The sequence below is a fragment of the Prochlorococcus sp. G4PB16 genome, from assembly GCF_059772465.1.
This window is the reverse complement of record NZ_CM186289.1, coordinates 1,711,635-1,729,560: the sequence shown is the minus strand read 5'-3', so window position 1 is coordinate 1,729,560 and position 17,926 is coordinate 1,711,635. Positions and strand designations below refer to the sequence as shown.

At 35.6% G+C, this 17,926-nt stretch carries 18 protein-coding genes and 1 tRNA gene; 9 read left to right on the top strand and 10 right to left on the bottom strand.

Translation table 11 applies throughout. The annotated features are described in order from the left end of the window. Positions 1 to 19: 19 nt before the first annotated feature. Positions 20 to 631, top strand: a complete 612-nt coding sequence (gene hisB, locus AC6EIZ_RS09740) for an imidazoleglycerol-phosphate dehydratase HisB (protein WP_498510844.1) — start codon at positions 20 to 22, stop codon at positions 629 to 631. Positions 632 to 720: 89 nt separating this feature from the next. Beyond that, on the top strand, positions 721 to 2,214 hold the full coding sequence (locus AC6EIZ_RS09735) for a carotenoid oxygenase family protein (protein WP_498510843.1): 1,494 nt from the start codon (positions 721 to 723) through the stop codon (positions 2,212 to 2,214). A 28-nt stretch (positions 2,215 to 2,242) separates the two neighbouring features. Here the strand turns inward: AC6EIZ_RS09735 and rdgB are convergent, their stop codons facing one another. Both rdgB and AC6EIZ_RS09725 read right to left on the bottom strand, forming a co-directional pair. Beyond that, entirely contained in the window at positions 2,243 to 2,821 is a 579-nt protein-coding gene (rdgB, locus tag AC6EIZ_RS09730; RefSeq protein WP_498510842.1) for an RdgB/HAM1 family non-canonical purine NTP pyrophosphatase, read from the bottom strand. Next, positions 2,814 to 4,274, bottom strand: coding sequence for a phosphohexomutase domain-containing protein (locus tag AC6EIZ_RS09725; RefSeq protein ID WP_498510840.1), 1,461 nt, complete (start codon positions 4,272 to 4,274; stop codon positions 2,814 to 2,816). Before AC6EIZ_RS09725 ends, rdgB begins: the two co-directional genes overlap by 8 nt. A gap of 52 nt (positions 4,275 to 4,326) precedes the next feature. Here AC6EIZ_RS09725 and AC6EIZ_RS09720 point away from each other — a divergent pair, with 52 nt between their 5' ends. Continuing rightward, a complete protein-coding gene (locus AC6EIZ_RS09720) occupies positions 4,327 to 5,781 on the top strand; it encodes a TM0106 family RecB-like putative nuclease (RefSeq protein ID WP_498510838.1) in 1,455 nt (484 codons plus the stop codon). A 15-nt stretch (positions 5,782 to 5,796) separates the two neighbouring features. Here the strand turns inward: AC6EIZ_RS09720 and ygfZ are convergent, their stop codons facing one another. Together ygfZ and pyrE are read right to left on the bottom strand one after the other, a co-directional pair. Next, positions 5,797 to 6,645 (bottom strand): CAF17-like 4Fe-4S cluster assembly/insertion protein YgfZ, encoded by an 849-nt coding sequence (gene ygfZ / locus AC6EIZ_RS09715; RefSeq protein WP_498510836.1) that lies wholly within the window; start codon positions 6,643 to 6,645, stop codon positions 5,797 to 5,799. Then, positions 6,645 to 7,223, bottom strand: a complete 579-nt coding sequence (gene pyrE, locus AC6EIZ_RS09710; protein ID WP_498510833.1) for an orotate phosphoribosyltransferase — start codon at positions 7,221 to 7,223, stop codon at positions 6,645 to 6,647. The genes ygfZ and pyrE overlap by 1 nt, the downstream gene beginning before the upstream one ends. A 110-nt stretch (positions 7,224 to 7,333) precedes the next feature. On the opposite strand from pyrE, the gene AC6EIZ_RS09705 reads away from it, so the two are divergent. The 3 genes from AC6EIZ_RS09705 to AC6EIZ_RS09695 all read left to right on the top strand — a co-directional run bounded on the left by AC6EIZ_RS09705 (position 7,334) and on the right by AC6EIZ_RS09695 (position 9,749). After that, positions 7,334 to 7,406 (top strand) — tRNA-Ile (locus tag AC6EIZ_RS09705). A 14-nt stretch (positions 7,407 to 7,420) separates the two neighbouring features. After that, entirely contained in the window at positions 7,421 to 8,689 is a 1,269-nt protein-coding gene (locus AC6EIZ_RS09700) for a hemolysin family protein (RefSeq protein WP_498510832.1), read from the top strand. A gap of 37 nt (positions 8,690 to 8,726) precedes the next feature. Continuing rightward, positions 8,727 to 9,749: a Gfo/Idh/MocA family oxidoreductase gene (locus AC6EIZ_RS09695; protein WP_498510830.1), complete on the top strand. Its 1,023-nt coding sequence runs from the start codon at positions 8,727 to 8,729 to the stop codon at positions 9,747 to 9,749. Positions 9,750 to 9,877: 128 nt separating this feature from the next. On the opposite strand, the gene AC6EIZ_RS09690 is transcribed toward AC6EIZ_RS09695, so the two are convergent. Both AC6EIZ_RS09690 and tgt read right to left on the bottom strand, forming a co-directional pair. Then, a complete protein-coding gene (locus AC6EIZ_RS09690; RefSeq protein ID WP_269604438.1) occupies positions 9,878 to 10,021 on the bottom strand; it encodes a photosystem II reaction center protein K in 144 nt (47 codons plus the stop codon). A gap of 34 nt (positions 10,022 to 10,055) precedes the next feature. After that, positions 10,056 to 11,189 (bottom strand): tRNA guanosine(34) transglycosylase Tgt, encoded by a 1,134-nt coding sequence (tgt, locus tag AC6EIZ_RS09685; protein WP_498510828.1) that lies wholly within the window; start codon positions 11,187 to 11,189, stop codon positions 10,056 to 10,058. Positions 11,190 to 11,271: 82 nt separating this feature from the next. Here tgt and AC6EIZ_RS09680 point away from each other — a divergent pair, with 82 nt between their 5' ends. Continuing rightward, positions 11,272 to 12,045, top strand: a complete 774-nt coding sequence (locus AC6EIZ_RS09680; RefSeq protein ID WP_498510826.1) for an adenosylcobinamide-GDP ribazoletransferase — start codon at positions 11,272 to 11,274, stop codon at positions 12,043 to 12,045. Here the strand turns inward: AC6EIZ_RS09680 and AC6EIZ_RS09675 are convergent. Then, entirely contained in the window at positions 12,026 to 13,147 is a 1,122-nt protein-coding gene (locus AC6EIZ_RS09675) for a sensor histidine kinase (RefSeq protein ID WP_498510824.1), read from the bottom strand. The genes AC6EIZ_RS09680 and AC6EIZ_RS09675 overlap by 20 nt on opposite strands. A 316-nt stretch (positions 13,148 to 13,463) precedes the next feature. Here AC6EIZ_RS09675 and AC6EIZ_RS09670 point away from each other — a divergent pair, with 316 nt between their 5' ends. Continuing rightward, positions 13,464 to 13,832 (top strand): DUF3155 domain-containing protein, encoded by a 369-nt coding sequence (locus tag AC6EIZ_RS09670; RefSeq protein WP_011294267.1) that lies wholly within the window; start codon positions 13,464 to 13,466, stop codon positions 13,830 to 13,832. Here the strand turns inward: AC6EIZ_RS09670 and AC6EIZ_RS09665 are convergent. Then, a complete protein-coding gene (locus tag AC6EIZ_RS09665) occupies positions 13,829 to 14,434 on the bottom strand; it encodes an alpha/beta hydrolase (protein WP_498510822.1) in 606 nt (201 codons plus the stop codon). The genes AC6EIZ_RS09670 and AC6EIZ_RS09665 overlap by 4 nt on opposite strands. A 64-nt stretch (positions 14,435 to 14,498) precedes the next feature. Between AC6EIZ_RS09665 and purH the strand changes: the two genes are divergently transcribed. Continuing rightward, on the top strand, positions 14,499 to 16,055 hold the full coding sequence (gene purH / locus AC6EIZ_RS09660; RefSeq protein WP_498510820.1) for a bifunctional phosphoribosylaminoimidazolecarboxamide formyltransferase/IMP cyclohydrolase: 1,557 nt from the start codon (positions 14,499 to 14,501) through the stop codon (positions 16,053 to 16,055). A 54-nt stretch (positions 16,056 to 16,109) separates the two neighbouring features. Here the strand turns inward: purH and AC6EIZ_RS09655 are convergent, their stop codons facing one another. Together AC6EIZ_RS09655 and AC6EIZ_RS09650 are read right to left on the bottom strand one after the other, a co-directional pair. Beyond that, a complete protein-coding gene (locus AC6EIZ_RS09655; protein WP_269604430.1) occupies positions 16,110 to 16,643 on the bottom strand; it encodes a DoxX family protein in 534 nt (177 codons plus the stop codon). A 53-nt stretch (positions 16,644 to 16,696) separates the two neighbouring features. After that, a complete protein-coding gene (locus AC6EIZ_RS09650; protein WP_498510817.1) occupies positions 16,697 to 17,908 on the bottom strand; it encodes a 4-hydroxy-3-methylbut-2-enyl diphosphate reductase in 1,212 nt (403 codons plus the stop codon). Between the last annotated feature and the right edge of the window lie 18 nt (positions 17,909 to 17,926).

Below are 17,926 nucleotides of genomic sequence, written 5' to 3'. Positions count from 1 at the left end.
GTTTAATTAACAAATAGATATGAACAGAACAAGATCAGGAGAAATCAGCAGAGTAACGAAGGAAACGGACGTTTTTGTCAAAATAGATATTGATGGGTCTGGAAAGTGCGATGTAAGTACTGGTATTGGTTTTCTAGACCATATGATCCAACAATTATCTAGCCATGGATTATTCGATATAAAAGTAAGCGCAAATGGAGATACTCATGTAGACGATCATCACACTAATGAAGATATTGGAATCGCAATAGGACAAGCCTTATCAAAGGCACTTGGAGATCGATCTGGCATTAATCGTTTTGGTCATTTCCTTGCTCCTCTTGATGAAGCTCTTATTCAAGTAGTGGTCGATTGCTCAGGTCGACCACATTTAAGTTTCGATTTAGATATTCCTTCTCAAAAAGTAGGAACCTATGATACAGAGCTGGTTAAAGAATTTTTTGCTGCTGTGTCAAGTAATAGTGGTTTAACCCTCCACATAAGGCAACTAGCAGGAACAAACACACACCATATAATTGAGGCATCTTTTAAATCTTTTGCAAGAGCCTTAAGGATTGCTACTGAAATTGATCCTAGAAGATCAGGTCAAATACCCAGCAGCAAAGGAGTTCTTGAACAAGCTGGTAGTTGAAATGAAACTGGTTGAATCCACAGGTTTTCTAATAAGCTCGCAAAAGTTCTAACTTTTAGCCAAAATCAAATCCCAATCTTATGTAAGTAGTGGCAGTTAGCTATTTAAAAAAAGACTCATCTCAAAATCAAGCGATCTTCTCCCAAGAGGATTGGTCAAGTGCATATTGCAATGTTGAGAAAGAACTAAATAACGCTGAATTGAAACTTATAAAAGGATCAATCCCAAAGCAAATTTCAGGAACTTTCTATAGAAACGGGCCAGGTCGACTAGAGAGAGGTGGGAGATGGGTCCATCATCCATTTGATGGAGATGGAATGATAGCAGCCTTCAACTTTGAAAATGGAACAATAAAACTCACAAATCGTTTTGTTCGAACAAAAGAATGGAAGGAAGAGGAAAAATCCCAGAAATTTCTTTATAGAGGAGTTTTTGGTACTCAGAAAGAAGGTGGTTTATTAGCTAATGCCTTTGACATTAGGTTAAAAAATATAGCCAATACCCACGTAATAAAACTTGGGAATGATCTCCTTGCCTTATGGGAAGCATCTAGCCCATATTCACTAAATCCCATCACGCTGGAAACGAACGGTATCTCTGATTTAAATGGAGTTTTAAAGAAAGGTGAAGCGTTTAGTGCCCATCCTAGATTTGACCCTGGTCATCACAAAAAAGAGAGAATAGTGACCTTTGGAGTCAATACAGGTCCTAAAAGCACAATAAGATTGATGGAATTCTCAAACGAAGGCGATAAAGCTGGTTCTCTTTTAAGCGATAGGAAAGATTCTTTTAATGGTTTTGCTTTTTTGCATGATTTTGCCATAACCCCAAACTGGGCAATATTTCTCCAAAATGCTATAAGTTTCAATCCTCTCCCATTCCTTCTAGGACAAAAGGGAGCGGCACAATGTTTGACATCAAAACCTGATGGGAATCCAAAATTTTTATTGATTCCAAGAGATTGCGGCAAATTTGCAGGAGCCCCCCCAAAAACTGTGAATGCTCCTAAGGGGTTTGTTTTTCATCATCTCAATGCTTGGGAAGAAAATGAAAAAATAAATGTTGAAAGTATTTTTTATGATGATTTTCCTAGTATTGGACCAGATGATAATTTTAGAAAAATTGACTTTGATCTTTTACCAGAAGGAATTTTAAAAAGATGTGAAATAAATCCCAATAAAAACACATTTAACTGTTCCACATTGAGTAAACAATGTTGTGAATTTGCAATGGTTAACCCCCATTTTGAAGGACTAAAGTCCCGGTTCAGTTGGATGGCAACCGCTGAAAAGAAGGAAGGGAATGGACCACTACAGGCTATTAAAAAATTCGATTCCTTAAAAGAGGAAGAAATAAGTTGGAGTGCCGCTCCAAGAGGTTTTGTAAGTGAGCCTATATTTATTCCTTCCCAAGAATCAAAATCTGAAGAAGACAATGGATGGGTTGTCGTATTGGTTTGGAATAGTATTAGATTGGGGACTGATTTAATAATCCTTGATTCTAAAGATCTAACTGAAAAAGCTATTCTTGAGGTTCCTATTTCAATCCCCCACGGATTACACGGTAGCTGGCTAGAAAACTAAAAGTTTACTAAGAAAATAAATACTTTTTTTAAGCAAATAGCTTTTTCAATTCTGGCCTGAGAAATTTGAATGCATTCCCCCTGTGACCAATTTGCCTCTTTTTTTCGTAATCCATTTCCGCAAAAGTCTCACCTAATCCAGAAACTTGAAAAATCGGATCATAACCAAACCCATTTTCCCCTTTAGGAGAAAAAGTTATCAGACCTTCACAAAATCCTGAAACTTCTATCAACACTTTTTCTCCACTGGCAATACATAATGCACATTCAAATTTAGCTTTTCTATTTGAAAAAGGTTTTAACTCAGCTAATAGTTTTTGAATTCTTTCCTTGTCTGAACTTGCATACCTAGAAGAATAAATACCTGGAGCTCCTCCAAGAGCCTCAACACTTAATCCAGAGTCGTCAGCCAGCGATAGCTTCCCCGTTTCTTTACTAACAGCAATGGCCTTCATCCTTGCATTTTCCATAAATGTATCGCCTGTTTCTTCAATCTCAAGTCCAACAGGTTGAGTCAACAAATCAAATGGAAAATCGTCCAAAAGTTTTTTAAATTCTCTGATTTTACCTTGATTGCTACTAGCAATTATTAGAGGAATATTATCCAAAACTATTATCTATAAGTTGCTTTGCATAATACAAAGTTGAAGTAACTTCTGAACTTGATGGAGCTTCACAATAAATTCTTAAAAGAGGCTCTGTTCCAGAGAAACGGAACATAAGCCAATGACTTTTATCAAGTACAAGTTTTATTCCATCAGTTGAAATAACCTCTAAAACTGATTTTTGACCTATAGAAGATGGAGTCTTCTGTTTCAAAAATTTTTCCAAGTTCCTTCTCATTTCTATATCTTTGAGAGTTAAATCAATACGTTCAAAATGACTCTTGCCAAAACGAGCATGAAGAGAATCTATTTTCTCACCTAAACATTTACTATCAGCAACTATTGACTCGATCAAAAGCAAAGCTGTAAACAAAGCATCACGTTCTGGCAAATGATGTCCAAATCCAACCCCCCCCGACTCCTCTCCTCCAACGAGAACTTCTCTTGAAAGCATTTCTTCAGCAATATATTTAAACCCAACAGGCTTCTCAAGGACTTCTCTCCCTAAGTCCTCTGCAACCAACCGCATCAAGTCCGAACCGCTTACCGTTTTAACAACACAACCTGCCATGTTTTTGACTCTTGCAAGATGATCTATCAGAACAGGCATTAACAGCTGTGTATTGCAAAATCTACCTTTTTCATCTATTGCTGCAATTCGATCTCCATCTCCATCAAAAACTATGCCCATGGACAACTTACCTTCTTTAAACGAATCCTTAACTTCTTCTATTAATTGGGATAGGTAACCTTTCATAGGTTCTGGAGGATTACCGCCAAAAAAAGGATCTCTTTTAGTTCTTAATTCATAAATGAGCTCATCACCATCAGAGCCAAATAATTCAGACATGCAGCCCGCAGCAGATCCATGCATTGGATCAACAAATATTTTCAAACCTAATTTTTTCAAGCCATTAGATATGAAAGGCATGTCAAATTTCTTACTAATCCCCAAAAGATGTTGTTTTCGAAAATCAACTCTCTCGGTTATGTCTTCGATTGGAATTGATATCCCTCCAGCATCTAATCTTTTTTGAACGGAATGCGTGAAAGAGCTATCGACTGAGCCTCCAAAAGGACCTTTTATTTTCAAACCCAACCATTCGCATGGGTTATGACTTGCTGTAATCACTAATGCACCAAGAGCATTTTCTTCAATTACCCCCCAGCTACAAGAGGGAGTTGGCAGCGAGGAAGAAGCCAACAAAGGTACTAAATCTGCTCCTCTAACTGCAGATGCAACCGCCTCAGCCATCTCCTCTGCGAGGAAACGACGGTCATAACCAATGATTATTTTATTATTTTTTTTATCTTTCACGTAAGCAAGCTCTTGAGCTGCTGCTGCTGCAACTTTAAGTAATCTTTCCAAAGTGAAATCAACGCCTAATATCCCTCTCCATCCATCTGTTCCGAAAGAAATGTTCTCCTTAGTGAGATTCAACTTTTTCTTTTTCATCTTTATGTAGGCGAAACTTTGTTCTTAAAGAAATTCAGATTAATCTCTAAGTATGAAATGTAATAAATCCAAACCAATTAATGATCACCTTTTCAGGAGTTGGATTCGATGCAGAAGAAAAGCGTGGCTAGAAATTTATGGTGATAAACAAAAAAAGTTGTGGACGGCGCATAGCACTCTTCAATTAAATCATCAAATCGACTGCTTTCATAATCTCTCACAAAAAAATTATGGGATAGGAATTCAAGCTTGTGAAGAGGGAAAAAACATCGTATATGGGGTCAGACTTAAATATCCTCTTATTAAAAATAGAATTATCAAAGGAAATTTACCTATCCTAAAGAAGACATCAGGAGAAAGTATTTGGGGTCATTTTTCTTACCAACCTATTTTAGCGAGGCAAGGTAAAAAAATCACAAGAGAGCATAGATTAATACTTGCAATGAAAGGTTTGTTATTAGGTAATTTACAGAATTGTCAAGTCGAAAAAGGTTTGATATTACACGAAGAAAATGAAATTACAAAAGTCGAAAAGATAAGGTTAAATGAAAATATGAAAAAAGAATTGATAGATTCATTATTAAATCTAGAAAAGGATATTGAATCAAAAACTCCTCCACCAATAACTTCTAATAGGAAAAAATGCACAATATGTGCATGGAGAAAAGATTGTGATTCTATATCTATCAAAGAAAGAAGTCTAAGTGAAGTTAGCGGGATTGGAGCAAAAAGAGAACTTTTATTAAACAAAATTGGAATTAATAATATAGAGGATTTAGCAAAGATTGAGCATTATAAATTAAAGGATAAGCTTGAAAGATTTGGCACACAACATGGTAAAATTTCCAAACAAATCATCTTACAATCGCAATCACAGTTAACAAAAAAGGCAATCAAATTAAAGGCAGAAATAACACTAAATAATTTAAAGGAAGCAAAAGGTTTATATATATATGATATTGAATCTGACCCAGATATTAAACATGACTTTTTACATGGATTTATTCGGTTACCAAAAAATATTAAAAATGAAATAAGTTTAGAAAAAACAAAATATTCACCATTACTTAATCTTGAAAAAAGCAATGAAAGTTTTCTCTGGAAAAGAATAAATAAAAAATTAAGTCTTAATAAAGACTATCCAATTATCCATTACGGTGAAACTGAACCAATATCTTTGCTAAAACTGGGATTACGTCAAGGAGCCAAACCTCATGAAATTGAAGTATTAAAACAAAGATTTATTGATATACATTTATTAATTAGAGAATACTGGTGCCTTCCAGTAAGAAATTATGGCCTTAAATCAATCGCAGAATGGATTGGATTTGAGTGGAAACAAACAAATGTAGATGGAGCTAGAGCTCTTTTATGGTGGAGACAATGGAAAAAATCACGTAAAATCAATAAAATGTATTCTAGAAATTTAAATTCAATTTTTGAATATAATCGTGATGATTGCTTGGCCACCCTAATGATTGCGAAGTGGTTAATATATCACGAGTGAGAATATCGAAATAGATTAAAAAGGATTGGTAAAAGAGATTGTTTTTTTTATAGTTATCGAGTCACCATTTTCAGTAAAACAAAAATCCTGATCAAGAAAATTTTTCTTGATTAATGCCAGTCCATTAAAAAAATTATCATTAACCCTAATTGAAGAAGTAATAACTCCTACATTTTTTCTTAATCCTTCTTCTTGATTAGTGCTAAAAAACTTTTTACCAATATCAAACTCATTAGGTTCTCCATTAGCTTCCCAATAATGAAGTTGACATTTTAGAGATTTAGACCTAAACAACCTAGCCATTGCCTCTTGACCTAGATAACAGCCTTTATCAAGATTTATAGTATCTGCTAATCCTAATTCATAAGGATTTGTTTCTCCATTTATCTCTCTATCAAAGCTAGGTATACCTTGTCTTATTTTCCAATTTTCTAATTCTTCTTCAGTAGCTTTTGTAGTGTTAGAAATTTCTTCTAGACTCAAATCATTATTATCAATCCAAATAAAATTTGATTGCTTCCATGAAATATTATAATTTATTTCTTGTCTTCTTCTGATGGGATCTATAACTTCTAACTTAACTTTATCTGCTGGAAATATCACTGATTCAAATCCATCTCTTATAGAATTAATTTCACCACTGATAACAACTATTTCAGCCATATCATCTGAAAGTCTAATTTCCAACACAGCTTTTAAAGATCCTTTAGTTGATAGCCAACAACTCATGAATATTCGGTCTAGTTTTTTGTTAGCAAAAACATCAGCGGTTGTCTGACCATGCAAAAAAGCAGCAGCACCTTCCCCTTTTAGAAGTAATGAAGGAAATGTTTCATCCCAAATCAATGATTTAGTTTCTTTCATTACAAGCTTTTAGCTCTTTCAACAATCTCTTGTAAAAAGAAAAGACTATTTAAATCTAAATCAGCTTTAGACATGGCGTCTTTACCTCCTTCTTCTCTGTCAACTATTGCTAGTACTTGGTTAACTAAATACCCTTGATTTCTAAGTTGTTCAACAGCTTTTAAAGAAGAGCCACCAGTAGTCACAACATCCTCCAAGACAGTAATAACTGAACCCTTTGGAGGCAAAGGCCCTTCTAACCATGCCCCAGTTCCATGACCTTTTGCTTCTTTCCTTACTATTAAACCGCTTAAGTCAATATCTGATTGAGCTGCCAAGATTACAACTCCACTAACAAGAGGGTCAGCACCCAAAGTCAAGCCAGCCACTCCACTATCACCTTCATGTATTTGTTTAAGGAATAGTGAGCTTATTGACAAGAGACCCGTACCTGAAAGAGACACTGGCTTGCAATTTACATAATGAGAACTTTTTTTTCCGGAAGCCAAAGAAAAATCTCCATACCTATAAGCTTTTTGAGCTAATAATGTTAAAAGATTTTCTTTCATTCCATCTAATGAAGGATTCAATGGGTTCATATCTTTATATGCAAGTTTAATTATTAAACATCTTGATGGGATTAGATATATATTTACTTTAGGCAAACTAATTAACTATTATCAAAAAAAAGTTTTAGTTCAGCTTTTTTGGGGGTGTAGCAATCTGGTGAATGCAGCGAACTCATAATTCGCCTTAGGCGAGTTCGATCCTCGCCACCCCCATATAAAAATTATTAATGAGTTTATTACTTCTTTTTATATTGCTTGTAATACCAGCATTTTTCAATGCAGGTCAGTTTGCTATTTTACGACTTCGTTCAACTAAAGTTCAAAGACTTGTAGAAGATGGACTTCCTGGTTCCAGTTCCATAATTCGTTTGCAAAAAAGGCTAAGAAGAACTCTTTTAATAGCAGAGTTAGGAATAACTATTTCATTAGTTTCAATTGGATGGATCTGCAAAAATCTCGCAAGTAAATGGTGGGGAAGTAATGCTTCAATTAATTATTTTTTAGATCTAGGACTTTTTATTGCCGTTGTACTTTTAGCAACTCTGATATCTGGTCTTCTTCCAAAAGCGCTTGTTCTTAATCAGCCAGAGACTTCTGCTCTTAAATTATCCCCATTAATTGAAGCAGCAATAAAATGGATGTCACCATTTCTATCTTTACTAGAGAGACTTGCTTTATTAATTCTAAGATTATTTGGACTCAATACTCAATCAGAAAGTCTCACTACAGCCGCATTCTCCGCAGGAGAATTAGAAAAATTAATTGAAACTGGAGGAGTCACAGGATTAAAACCTGACGAAAGAAACATACTTGAGGGTGTTTTTGCTCTACGAGATACACAAGTCAGAGAAGTAATGGTTCCACGATCAGGGATGGTTACTCTTCCAAGAGAGGTTTCCTTTACTCAAATGATGGAAGAAGTTCACAAAACGCGTCATGCAAGATACTTAGTAATTGATGATTCACTTGATAATGTTCTTGGAGTTTTGGATTTAAGGCAACTTGCTGATCCAATAGCCAAAGGGAAAATGCAATCCCAAACATCTTTAGAGCCATATATAGAGCCAGTTGTTCGTGTTTTAGAAACTTCTACTTTGGCCGAATTATTACCCCTTATAAAGAATGGGAACCCACTACTTTTGGTTGTTGATGAATATGGAGGAACTGAAGGGTTAATAACATCAGCAGACTTAACCGGCGAAATTGTTGGAGATGAGATTCAATTTGATAGTAAAGAATCTGAGCTAAGACCTATTGATGACTTAAGAAAAATATGGCTTACTTCTGGGGACATAGAAGTAATAGAACTAAATAGAGAACTTAAACTAGAATTACCAGAGGCTGATGATCACTACACTCTCGCTGGATTTGTTTTAGAAAAACTCCAAGAAATCCCAGACTCAGGAGAAACGTTGATTCATAATGAAATAGTATTTGAAATCATCTCAATGAAAGGTCCAAGAATAAATCAAGTAAAAATAACTCTTCCTAAATAATTTATAAAAATGACTATTAGTTAATAAAAAAATTAACATGAAAACAATTGCCAAGATCAACGAAAATATTATTCCTGTAAAAGTTGGAGTTATTGGAATTGGGAATATGGGGTGGCACCATGCGAGAGTGCTAAGTCTTCTCAAAGATGCTGAACTGGTTGGAGTTGCAGATTTAGACGAAGAGCGAGGGAAATTAGCGATGGAACAATTTAATTGTAATTGGTATAAAAATTACAAGGATTTATTACATCAAGTAGAAGCTGTATGCATAGCTGTTCCTACATTGTTTCACCAAGAAGTAGGTCTCGAATGTCTAAATTCAGGAAAACATGTGTTAATTGAAAAACCCATAGCAGCAAACAAAGAAGAAGCCTCATCGTTGATTAATGCTTCAAACAATGCGAAAAAATTATTACAAGTTGGCCATATAGAAAGATTTAATCCGGCTTTCAGAGAGTTAATTAAAGTAGTTGCTAATGAAGAAGTTGTAGTTCTTGAAGCCAGACGACATAGTCCTCATCCCGAGAGAGCTAATGATGTTTCAGTTGTATTGGACTTAATGATTCACGATATTGATTTAGTTATTGAACTTGCAAATTCAAAAGTTATAAGGCTTGCTGCGGTTGGAGGATGCAGTGGTGATGGACCTATGGATTACGTTAACGCGACACTAGGATTTCAAAACGGGGTGGTTGCAAGTCTTACTGCAAGCAAAATGAGTCACAAAAAAATCAGAAACTTGAGCGCTCATTGTAAGCAAAGTCTAATAGAAACAGATTTCCTTAATCACAATATTCATATTCATAGAAAAGCACATGAATGGTATTCAGCAGATCATGGAGAATTACTTTATAGAAATGATGGTTTTATTGAAGAAGTTAGTACAACCTCAATCGAACCGTTGTATGCAGAACTGGAGCATTTCCTGCAATGCGTTAGAGGCAAGGAGAAACCAGCTGTTGGAGGGCTTCAAGCATCTAGAGCTCTTCATCTTGCTGATTTAATTGAAAAGGCAGTATCAATGCCAAGTGAAGATATTTTGCTAAGCAAAGGAATTTAAAAAAGCCTATTAGATCGCAAAAGGCAAAAATTTTTGCCCGATGTTTTACTTCGAGCAAAAATTTTATTTTGTTAAGAACCTTTAATCGATTACTTAATTTTTTAAAAATCTAGAAGAAAAACTCCCTTCTAACGAAAGCCAACTGCCGCTTGCCAAACAAAAACAAGCAGAAAGAAGAAAAGAGGTATAAGTGGAAGTACATCCACTGTTGGTGCAAAAGCCTGGTAAGCAACCGGAAGTTCAGCAAGTAAGTCGAGATTAATCAGTGCCATCCCTAAGAAATAATGGACGTATTAAGCACGCACGCTACCACGTATGACGCGCTTTAGAGTCACTCTGCCACGGAGCGAAATCCTCTGAAAAACAACCTTCAACAATTGCTTGCCTCATAGCGCCTGTAAAACGGATCAAATGCGTGAGATTATGCAGACTCAGAAGTGTAAGACCAAGTAATTCTTTGTTGCGAATTAAATGATGAATATATGCCCTTGTGTATCCACCAGTACAAGCCTCACAAGTACAAGATGAATCCAATGGACTGTAATCCTCTTTAAAACGCGAATTCCTTAAATTCCATGTCTCACCATTAACCAATGCACTCCCATGTCTTCCCAAGCGCGTAGGGATTACACAATCAAACAGATCTACTCCATTTGCGACTGCTATTGCCATTTCTCTCAAAGTTCCAATTCCCATTAAGTATCTAGGCCGATCTTGAGGTAAAAGTGGACAGGTTTCTCGGACTATTTTATGCACTTGATGTATTGGTTCACCGACACTTACACCTCCAATGGCAATACCAGGCAAATCGTATCCTGAGACAATTTTTGCGCTCAATTCCCTCAAATGTGTAAAACAGCCCCCTTGAACTATTCCAAACATTGCTTGATCAGCTTTGTTGTGAGCATTAAGACATCTCTCTAACCAATGATGAGTTCTTTGACAAGCCTGTTCAACCTCTGATTCACTAGCTGGGTAAGGGGGGCATTGATCAAAAGCCATTGCGATATCTGAACCTAAAGCCATTTGAATTTCAATAGCTTTCTCAGGTGTTAAGAAAATATGTTTACCATCTCTTGGACTTTGAAACGAAACTCCTTCTTCATCAATTTTATTTAACTTCGCCAAACTAAATACTTGAAAACCTCCTGAATCAGTAAGTATTGGCTTATTCCAATTCATAAATTTATGTAGTCCCCCTGCATCTTGAACAATCTTTTCTCCAGGTTGCAGATGAAGATGAAAAGTATTCGCAAGAATCATTTCTGCTCCTGTTTTATTAAGCTGCTTAGATGTAACTCCTTTGACAGTTCCTAAAGTCCCGACTGGCATAAATCTAGGAGTATTTACAATTCCATTTGGCGTTTTAAAAGAGCAGACCCGAGCAAATGTCGAATTGCATCTGTTTTTTACTTGGAAATCAAAAAAGGGCTTCTTCAATTATTCCTAAATATTCCATAATTTAAACTAGTTATATAACTAATTTGAAACTTAAGAAACAGTTGAGGTTGTAATTCTGATTTTGAAAAACTGGCTAAGTGATCTTGCAGGTGCATGGGTGTTTTACACAATTTTGCCGCAACTTCCAATAATTAAACCTACATTCAAAAGAATTGCTCGGTTTGCTCCATTAATAGGAGTCTTAATTGGATCTTTACAATCATTTTCATGGCTTTTACTAAATCACTTTAATTGGCCAAGTATTTCAATTACATTAATATCTATTGCAATTAACATTGTTATAACTGGTGGACTTCATATTGACGGTTTAATTGATACAGCAGATGGAATTGGTGCTGGTCCATCAAAGAAAATTGAGGCCATGAAAGACAGCAGAGTGGGGGCAATAGGCGTGCAAAGTCTAGCAATTATTTTGATCCTTCAAATAGCAGCAATTATCAAACTTGATTTTTATGCACCCTTTGTTTTCCCTTTAGCTGCATTTTGGGGAAGACTCTCACAACTTTTTGCAATTGAAAATTATGATTACATTTTCAAGAAAGAATCCATTTCTTCTCATCGTCAAACCTGGAAAGGGATAACTAACGAAATAAGACCATCATTAATAATAATTTCCATCGGTATAATAATTTTTCTATTTACAACTAATTTCAATACATTTTCGAATATATTACTAACTTATTTCATTTTGTCAGGGTTAATCCCTTCCATATTAATTCCACATTTTATAAATAAATCACTAGGAGGGCATAATGGTGATAGTTATGGAGCAGGTTTAGTAATAACAGAAACAACTCATTTATTATTATTAAGTATCATCTTGGTTCCAAATTAAAAACAAAAGCATTACCTGATTCAGGCAAAGAATTTTTAAACTGGCTCGGATTAACAACTAACTTTAAATCTCCACCTAGTTGTCTAGCTAAATCTCTAGCAAGAGCCAGGCCTATCCCACTGCCAGACATTTTTGAACCACTTTCGCCCCTAAACCCTTTTTCAAAAATCTTTTCTCTTTCTTCCTCATTTATAGGCATACCTTCATCCCAAACACATATTCCCTCCTCAATCACTTCTATACCAATAGAAGATTGAGGAGGACTATACCTGAATGCATTCTCTAAAAGATTAGCAACTATTTCAGCAATAACACCTTCTGAAATTGATCTTGATTCCATCCATGTTGGCCATTGTGAAGGACTAAACCATTTTCTTCCTTGCAAATTAGCTCGAGCTTTAGCTCTCTCAACTAATGGTTCTATTAAACTTTTCACACTTATATAAGTATCAGTTGGTAATAGTGGAGGCAATAACAATCTATTTGATCCATCATCAGTTTGAGGTAATTTCAATTGACTAAGTTGATCAAGTGCGGATAGATACTTATTCACTTGTGCTTGTTCAGTTATTAGACCTTTGACCAGATTCTCATGTTCACTTTCTGGTCCTATTTTTCTCAAAAGAAGTTTTGCATAAGTACCAAGGGCAGCTAATGGATTTCGTAGTTGATGAACCATTAAAGATATTTGCTCTTTTTGATCATCCAATTGATCTAACAACCTTTTCCTATCAAGTTCAGAGGCAAGAGAGTTCGCCAGTAAAATTGACATCGATTGCAGACGTTGATCAAGCTTCTCAGGCCATTCTTCTTCAGAATCAATTCTCTCTGCACGAATAACACCTAATAATATTGACCCTTCTTGCAATGGGTACCATCTTCTATTTGAAGATGGCGTGCGAAGGGCAGCATCAGTTTCTACAGGCTGTAATACTTTCTCCGACTTAGGCCACTGACCAACAACCTCCAAGGTTGGAGATCCACTTTCTCCAGATCTCGCCACATAAACGACAACATGCTCAAGTTCTTGATCAGCTTGAAAGCTCATCAACTGCTGTTGAACAAAATTTAAAAACCTTTCTGAATACTGCATTGAAATCATTATGCAATTTTAGAGAAGGAAAACGAAGTATTCAAAAACTTGATAAATTTGAAAAAAGTATTAAGATGTTAATAAAGAATTTAGATCTTGTTAGGAGGTTATCTCAAATCCAATTAAAAAGTGAGCACTTTTAGTGACTTTAAGGCTAAGGCAGAGATTGATGGGTAAACTCTGTAGTCAACTTTTTTAATTTTTTGGGAAAAATTTCCACCTCAGTTTCAACTTTATTTTTCTTCTAAAAACTCTAGCTCCTACCAGAGCTAATAAAAAGAAAATCTGTAACTCTCTCCCACCCCCCAAAAAAGGTAGTTTTTTCATGTCTAAGAAGCGCAAAAGAATTAGCAGACGAAGACTCGCAGGTCAGCGTGTTATGTCCCATGTACCTATTTTCCATTTAGGAACGGGTCAACATAAGCCTGTAACGGCTGCTAGACGATTTATTGCTGAAGAGGGACTTTACGCACCTGCAATACTAAATGTGCGTCGTAATGAACACACTACTGATCGCTTCTTTTGGGGAGAAAAAGGTTTGTTTAGTGCCCAATACGCTGAGGAGAATCACTTTCTTTTCCCTTCTCTAAGAGTTATTGTTGAATTTCTTGGTGAGGACAAAATTTTTGCTGGTTTAGAACTTACAGCAGATGATTGGGAAGAAATTGAAGAATATGAATACGCTTTTGTTTAACCTAGAAATTCCTGTTTAATTTTTTCGCGGCAATAATCAATTAGATCATTAGTTATTTCGTGGCCTCCATTAAAAAAATATAAATCTGATTTAACTCCATTTTTCAACAAAATATCAAAGCTTTTCTGTGAAGCGGCTTTTGGAACTACTTGATCGATATCTCCATGGCAAAGAAAAATAGGTGGCATATCTTTTAAAGGTTTCCAATCTGGATGGGGATAAGAGCTAAGTGCAAAAACTCCTCCAAATTTATTTCTTGATGCAAGCTCTAACGCCATCGCACCACCTTGTGAGAATCCCAGCAGCAATGTTTTATGTAAAGGTATTCGATTAAAGCAAAGATTATTTAAACGCTTTTCAAGATCTAATACTGCACTTGGAACCTGTTCCCATTCATGTGGGTACAAAGGATACCATTGCATACCTGATCCGCTTGGATGAGGCTGAGGAGCTGAAAGAGAAACTATTTCAAAACGCTCTTTTAAACCCACAGTTAATAATTTCCCAACAGGTATTAGATCATTTGCATCAGCTCCCCAACCATGAAGTAAAACTAATCTATTTGTTGCGGATTCAGAATGTAATAAGAGTTGTTCAGTCATCTTGAATGCAATATGTCTCTTTGATGCGTAGGTTATCGAGAAGAATCGCTTTCAAACAATAAAAATGTCACCTATAGCTCTGCTAAGTGTCTCAGACAAAACTGGCTTAATCCCTTTAGCTCAAGCATTGGTTAATGAATTGGGCTTCAAACTCATTTCAAGTGGCGGGACTGCAAAATTAATTGAGAGAGAAAATCTTCCTGTCACACGAGTAGCAGATTACACGGGGTTTCCAGAAATTCTTGAAGGAAGGGTCAAAACTCTTAATCCAAAAATCCATGGAGGAATATTGGCTAGAAGAGATAAACAAACTCATTTGGATGATTTAAAGGCACAAAATATCAATCCAATAGATTTGGTAGTTGTTAACTTATACCCATTTGAACAAACAATTTTAAAAGAGAATGTTTCATGGGAGGAAGCAATCGAAAATATTGATATTGGAGGTCCAACTATGATTCGAGCAGCCGCGAAAAACCATAAAGATGTTCTTGTAGTCACTGATCCAAGTCAATATTCAACCTTAATTGATGCATATAAATCAAAAGCAATAACTAATGAATTACGAAAAAACTATTCTCATAAAGCTTTTGAACATACTGCCAACTATGACCTCACAATAAGTAAATGGATTGCCAACCAAAACATCTCAAAAAAGGCTTCTTGGTTGCAAAGTTTGCCATTAAAACAAGAACTTAGATATGGAGAAAATCCTCATCAAAAGGCGTCATGGTACGGAGAGCCTGAAAAAGGATGGAGTGGCGCTAATCAATTGCAAGGGAAAGAATTAAGTACAAATAACCTTCTAGATCTTGAAGCTGCTTTATCCACTCTGCGTGAATTTGGATATGAAAATACTGTTAGTAGTCCTTCATATAAAAAAGCAGCGGTAGTAATTAAACATACAAATCCTTGTGGAGTAGCAATTGGAAATTCTCCATACTTAGCTCTTAAAAGAGCATTAGATGGCGATAGAGTAAGCGCTTTTGGGGGGATTATTGCAATAAATTGCCCTATTGATGAAGCCGCAGCTATAGAACTTGAAAATGTATTTATCGAATGTGTTGTAGCTCCATATTTTGATAATAAAGCAAAAGAAATACTTTCAAAAAAGAAAAATCTAAGACTATTAGAGTTAAAAGCTGAGTCTATAAAAAAAGCTGAAAAAAATCATATAAGAAGCATACTTGGTGGTTTATTAATTCAAGATTTAGATGAACCAAATAGTGATCAAACAGAATGGAAAAACGTTACGAAATTAGTCCCAACAGAAGAAGAAATAGATGACTTGTCCTTTGCTTGGAAAATTGTAAAACACATAAGATCAAATGCAATAGCTGTAGCATCTAATCAGCAGAGTCTAGGCATTGGTGCTGGTCAAATGAATAGAATAGGTTCTGCAAAACTTGCATTAGAAGCAGCCGGGAGCAAATCAAAAGGAGCTGTTTTGGCTAGTGATGGTTTCTTCCCATTCGACGATACTGTAAAGATGGCAGCTGATTATGGTATTAGTTCAATTATTCAGCCCGGGGGAAGTATTAGAGACAAAGATTCTATCAACGCATGCAATGAGTTAGGAATAAAAATGATTCTAACTGGGAAAAGACACTTTCTACATTAATTAAAATTATAATTTATTTTATGTTTTTATCTAACCTTAAAAATTGATCTTAATTTATGTACCTTTTGGATAATAAGTTATTTTATTTGATTTCCTAAAAAGTGAAAGTCTTCCTGGACCAGCGCATAAAAAATAAAATGATATTGCTGCATAAATGGCTGACAATTCAAATATGTAGTTATGATTTTCCACTACTGCGAAAGGGAACCCTTCTAGTCCAGTATCTATAAAGTGGAAATATAACGCAAATACCATAGTTGATAACAAACCCAATGAGGATAGTCTTGCCAATACACCAGTTGCCAAACCAATTGGACAAACTATTTGGGTTACGGCGGCCATATATGTCCAAATGACAGGATCACCAGGGAGAAAACTGAAATATTTACCAACAACAAATTCAGCAAAACCTCCTGGATCATTTAATTTCTCCAAGCCGTGATGAACCATCAACAAACTGAAACTAACTCTAAGGACTAATATAGAAAGTTCTCCAAAAATATTCACTTCCCCTTCAGGGCTCTGTACAACGACTTCAACCTTTTGTGAGTCAGAATCTTTAATATTAGAACTTGTAGGTTGAGCCATCTTCAACAAATATTGTCAATATATCCTACGAGAAATTGGGTCAAATTTGTGATTTATTCTAATGAATCTTTTTCACTTATTTTCATAAGCTTATGAATAACATGCTCAACCACTCGATCTGGAGTAGAGGCACCAGATGTTATACCCACTTTAATATTGCCATATGGAAGAAATTCCTTCTCAGTAATTAATTCCCCTTCAAGTGGCATGTGAGTAATAGTATTTGTCTCTTCTCCAATTCGCTCTGGAGTATCAATATGAAAAGAGCGAATCCCCCTGCTCACAGCTATCTCCTGGAGATGGGTAGTATTTGATGAGTTATAACCACCAATGACAACCATAAGATCAAGAGGTTCATCAACTAGAGAAAACATTGCTCCTTGCCTTTCCTCAGTGGCATCACAAATAGTATTGAAAGCTAGAAAGTGTTCATTTAAATAAGCAGGACCATATTTTTTTAGCATTGTTTTTTCAAATAACTTACCTATCTCCTCTGTTTCACTTTTCAGCATTGTTGTCTGATTAGCTACACCAATTCTTTTCAAATCCTTATCCGGATCAAAGCCAGCAGAAGAGGCTTTGGCAAAACGCTTCAAGAATTCCTCTCTATTCCCTTCACCAAGAATATATTCTGCAACATAATTAGCTTCATCAAGGTCAAATACAACTAGATAAGTCCCAGCAAAAGAACTAGTAGCAAGTGTTTCTTCATGTTTGTATTTTCCATGAATGATGGAAGTAAATGTATGTTTTTTATGCTTTTCAACTGTATGCCAAACTTTTGAAACCCATGGACATGTGGTATCAATAATGTGGCAACCTCTATCATGCAACATTTTCATATCTTGAACTGTTGCACCAAATGCTGGAAGAATTACAACATCTCCATCTTTGACTCCTGAAAAATCTTTGATACCTTTCTCCTCAGTAATAAAAAGAACATCCATTTTTCTAAGCTGATCATTTACTGAGGGATTATGAATAATTTCATTAGTAATCCATATTTTTTCATTGGGATAGTGCTTTCTAGTCTCGTAAGCCATTGCTACAGCTCTTTCAACTCCCCAACAAAATCCAAATGCCTCTGCAATTTTGACCTTGAGTCGACCGTGTTCCAATTCATTCCCATTATCTCTAATAGATCCGATCAATCCGCTTTGATAAGCCTCTGCTAGCGCCTGAGCTCGCTTGTTAGCAGAGCCGAATCCTCTTCTGTTGTAACGATCCGATTTATGAAGTGCTTGCTTGAATGCTTGAGTATCCATTTCAATTAAAAAGAAAAA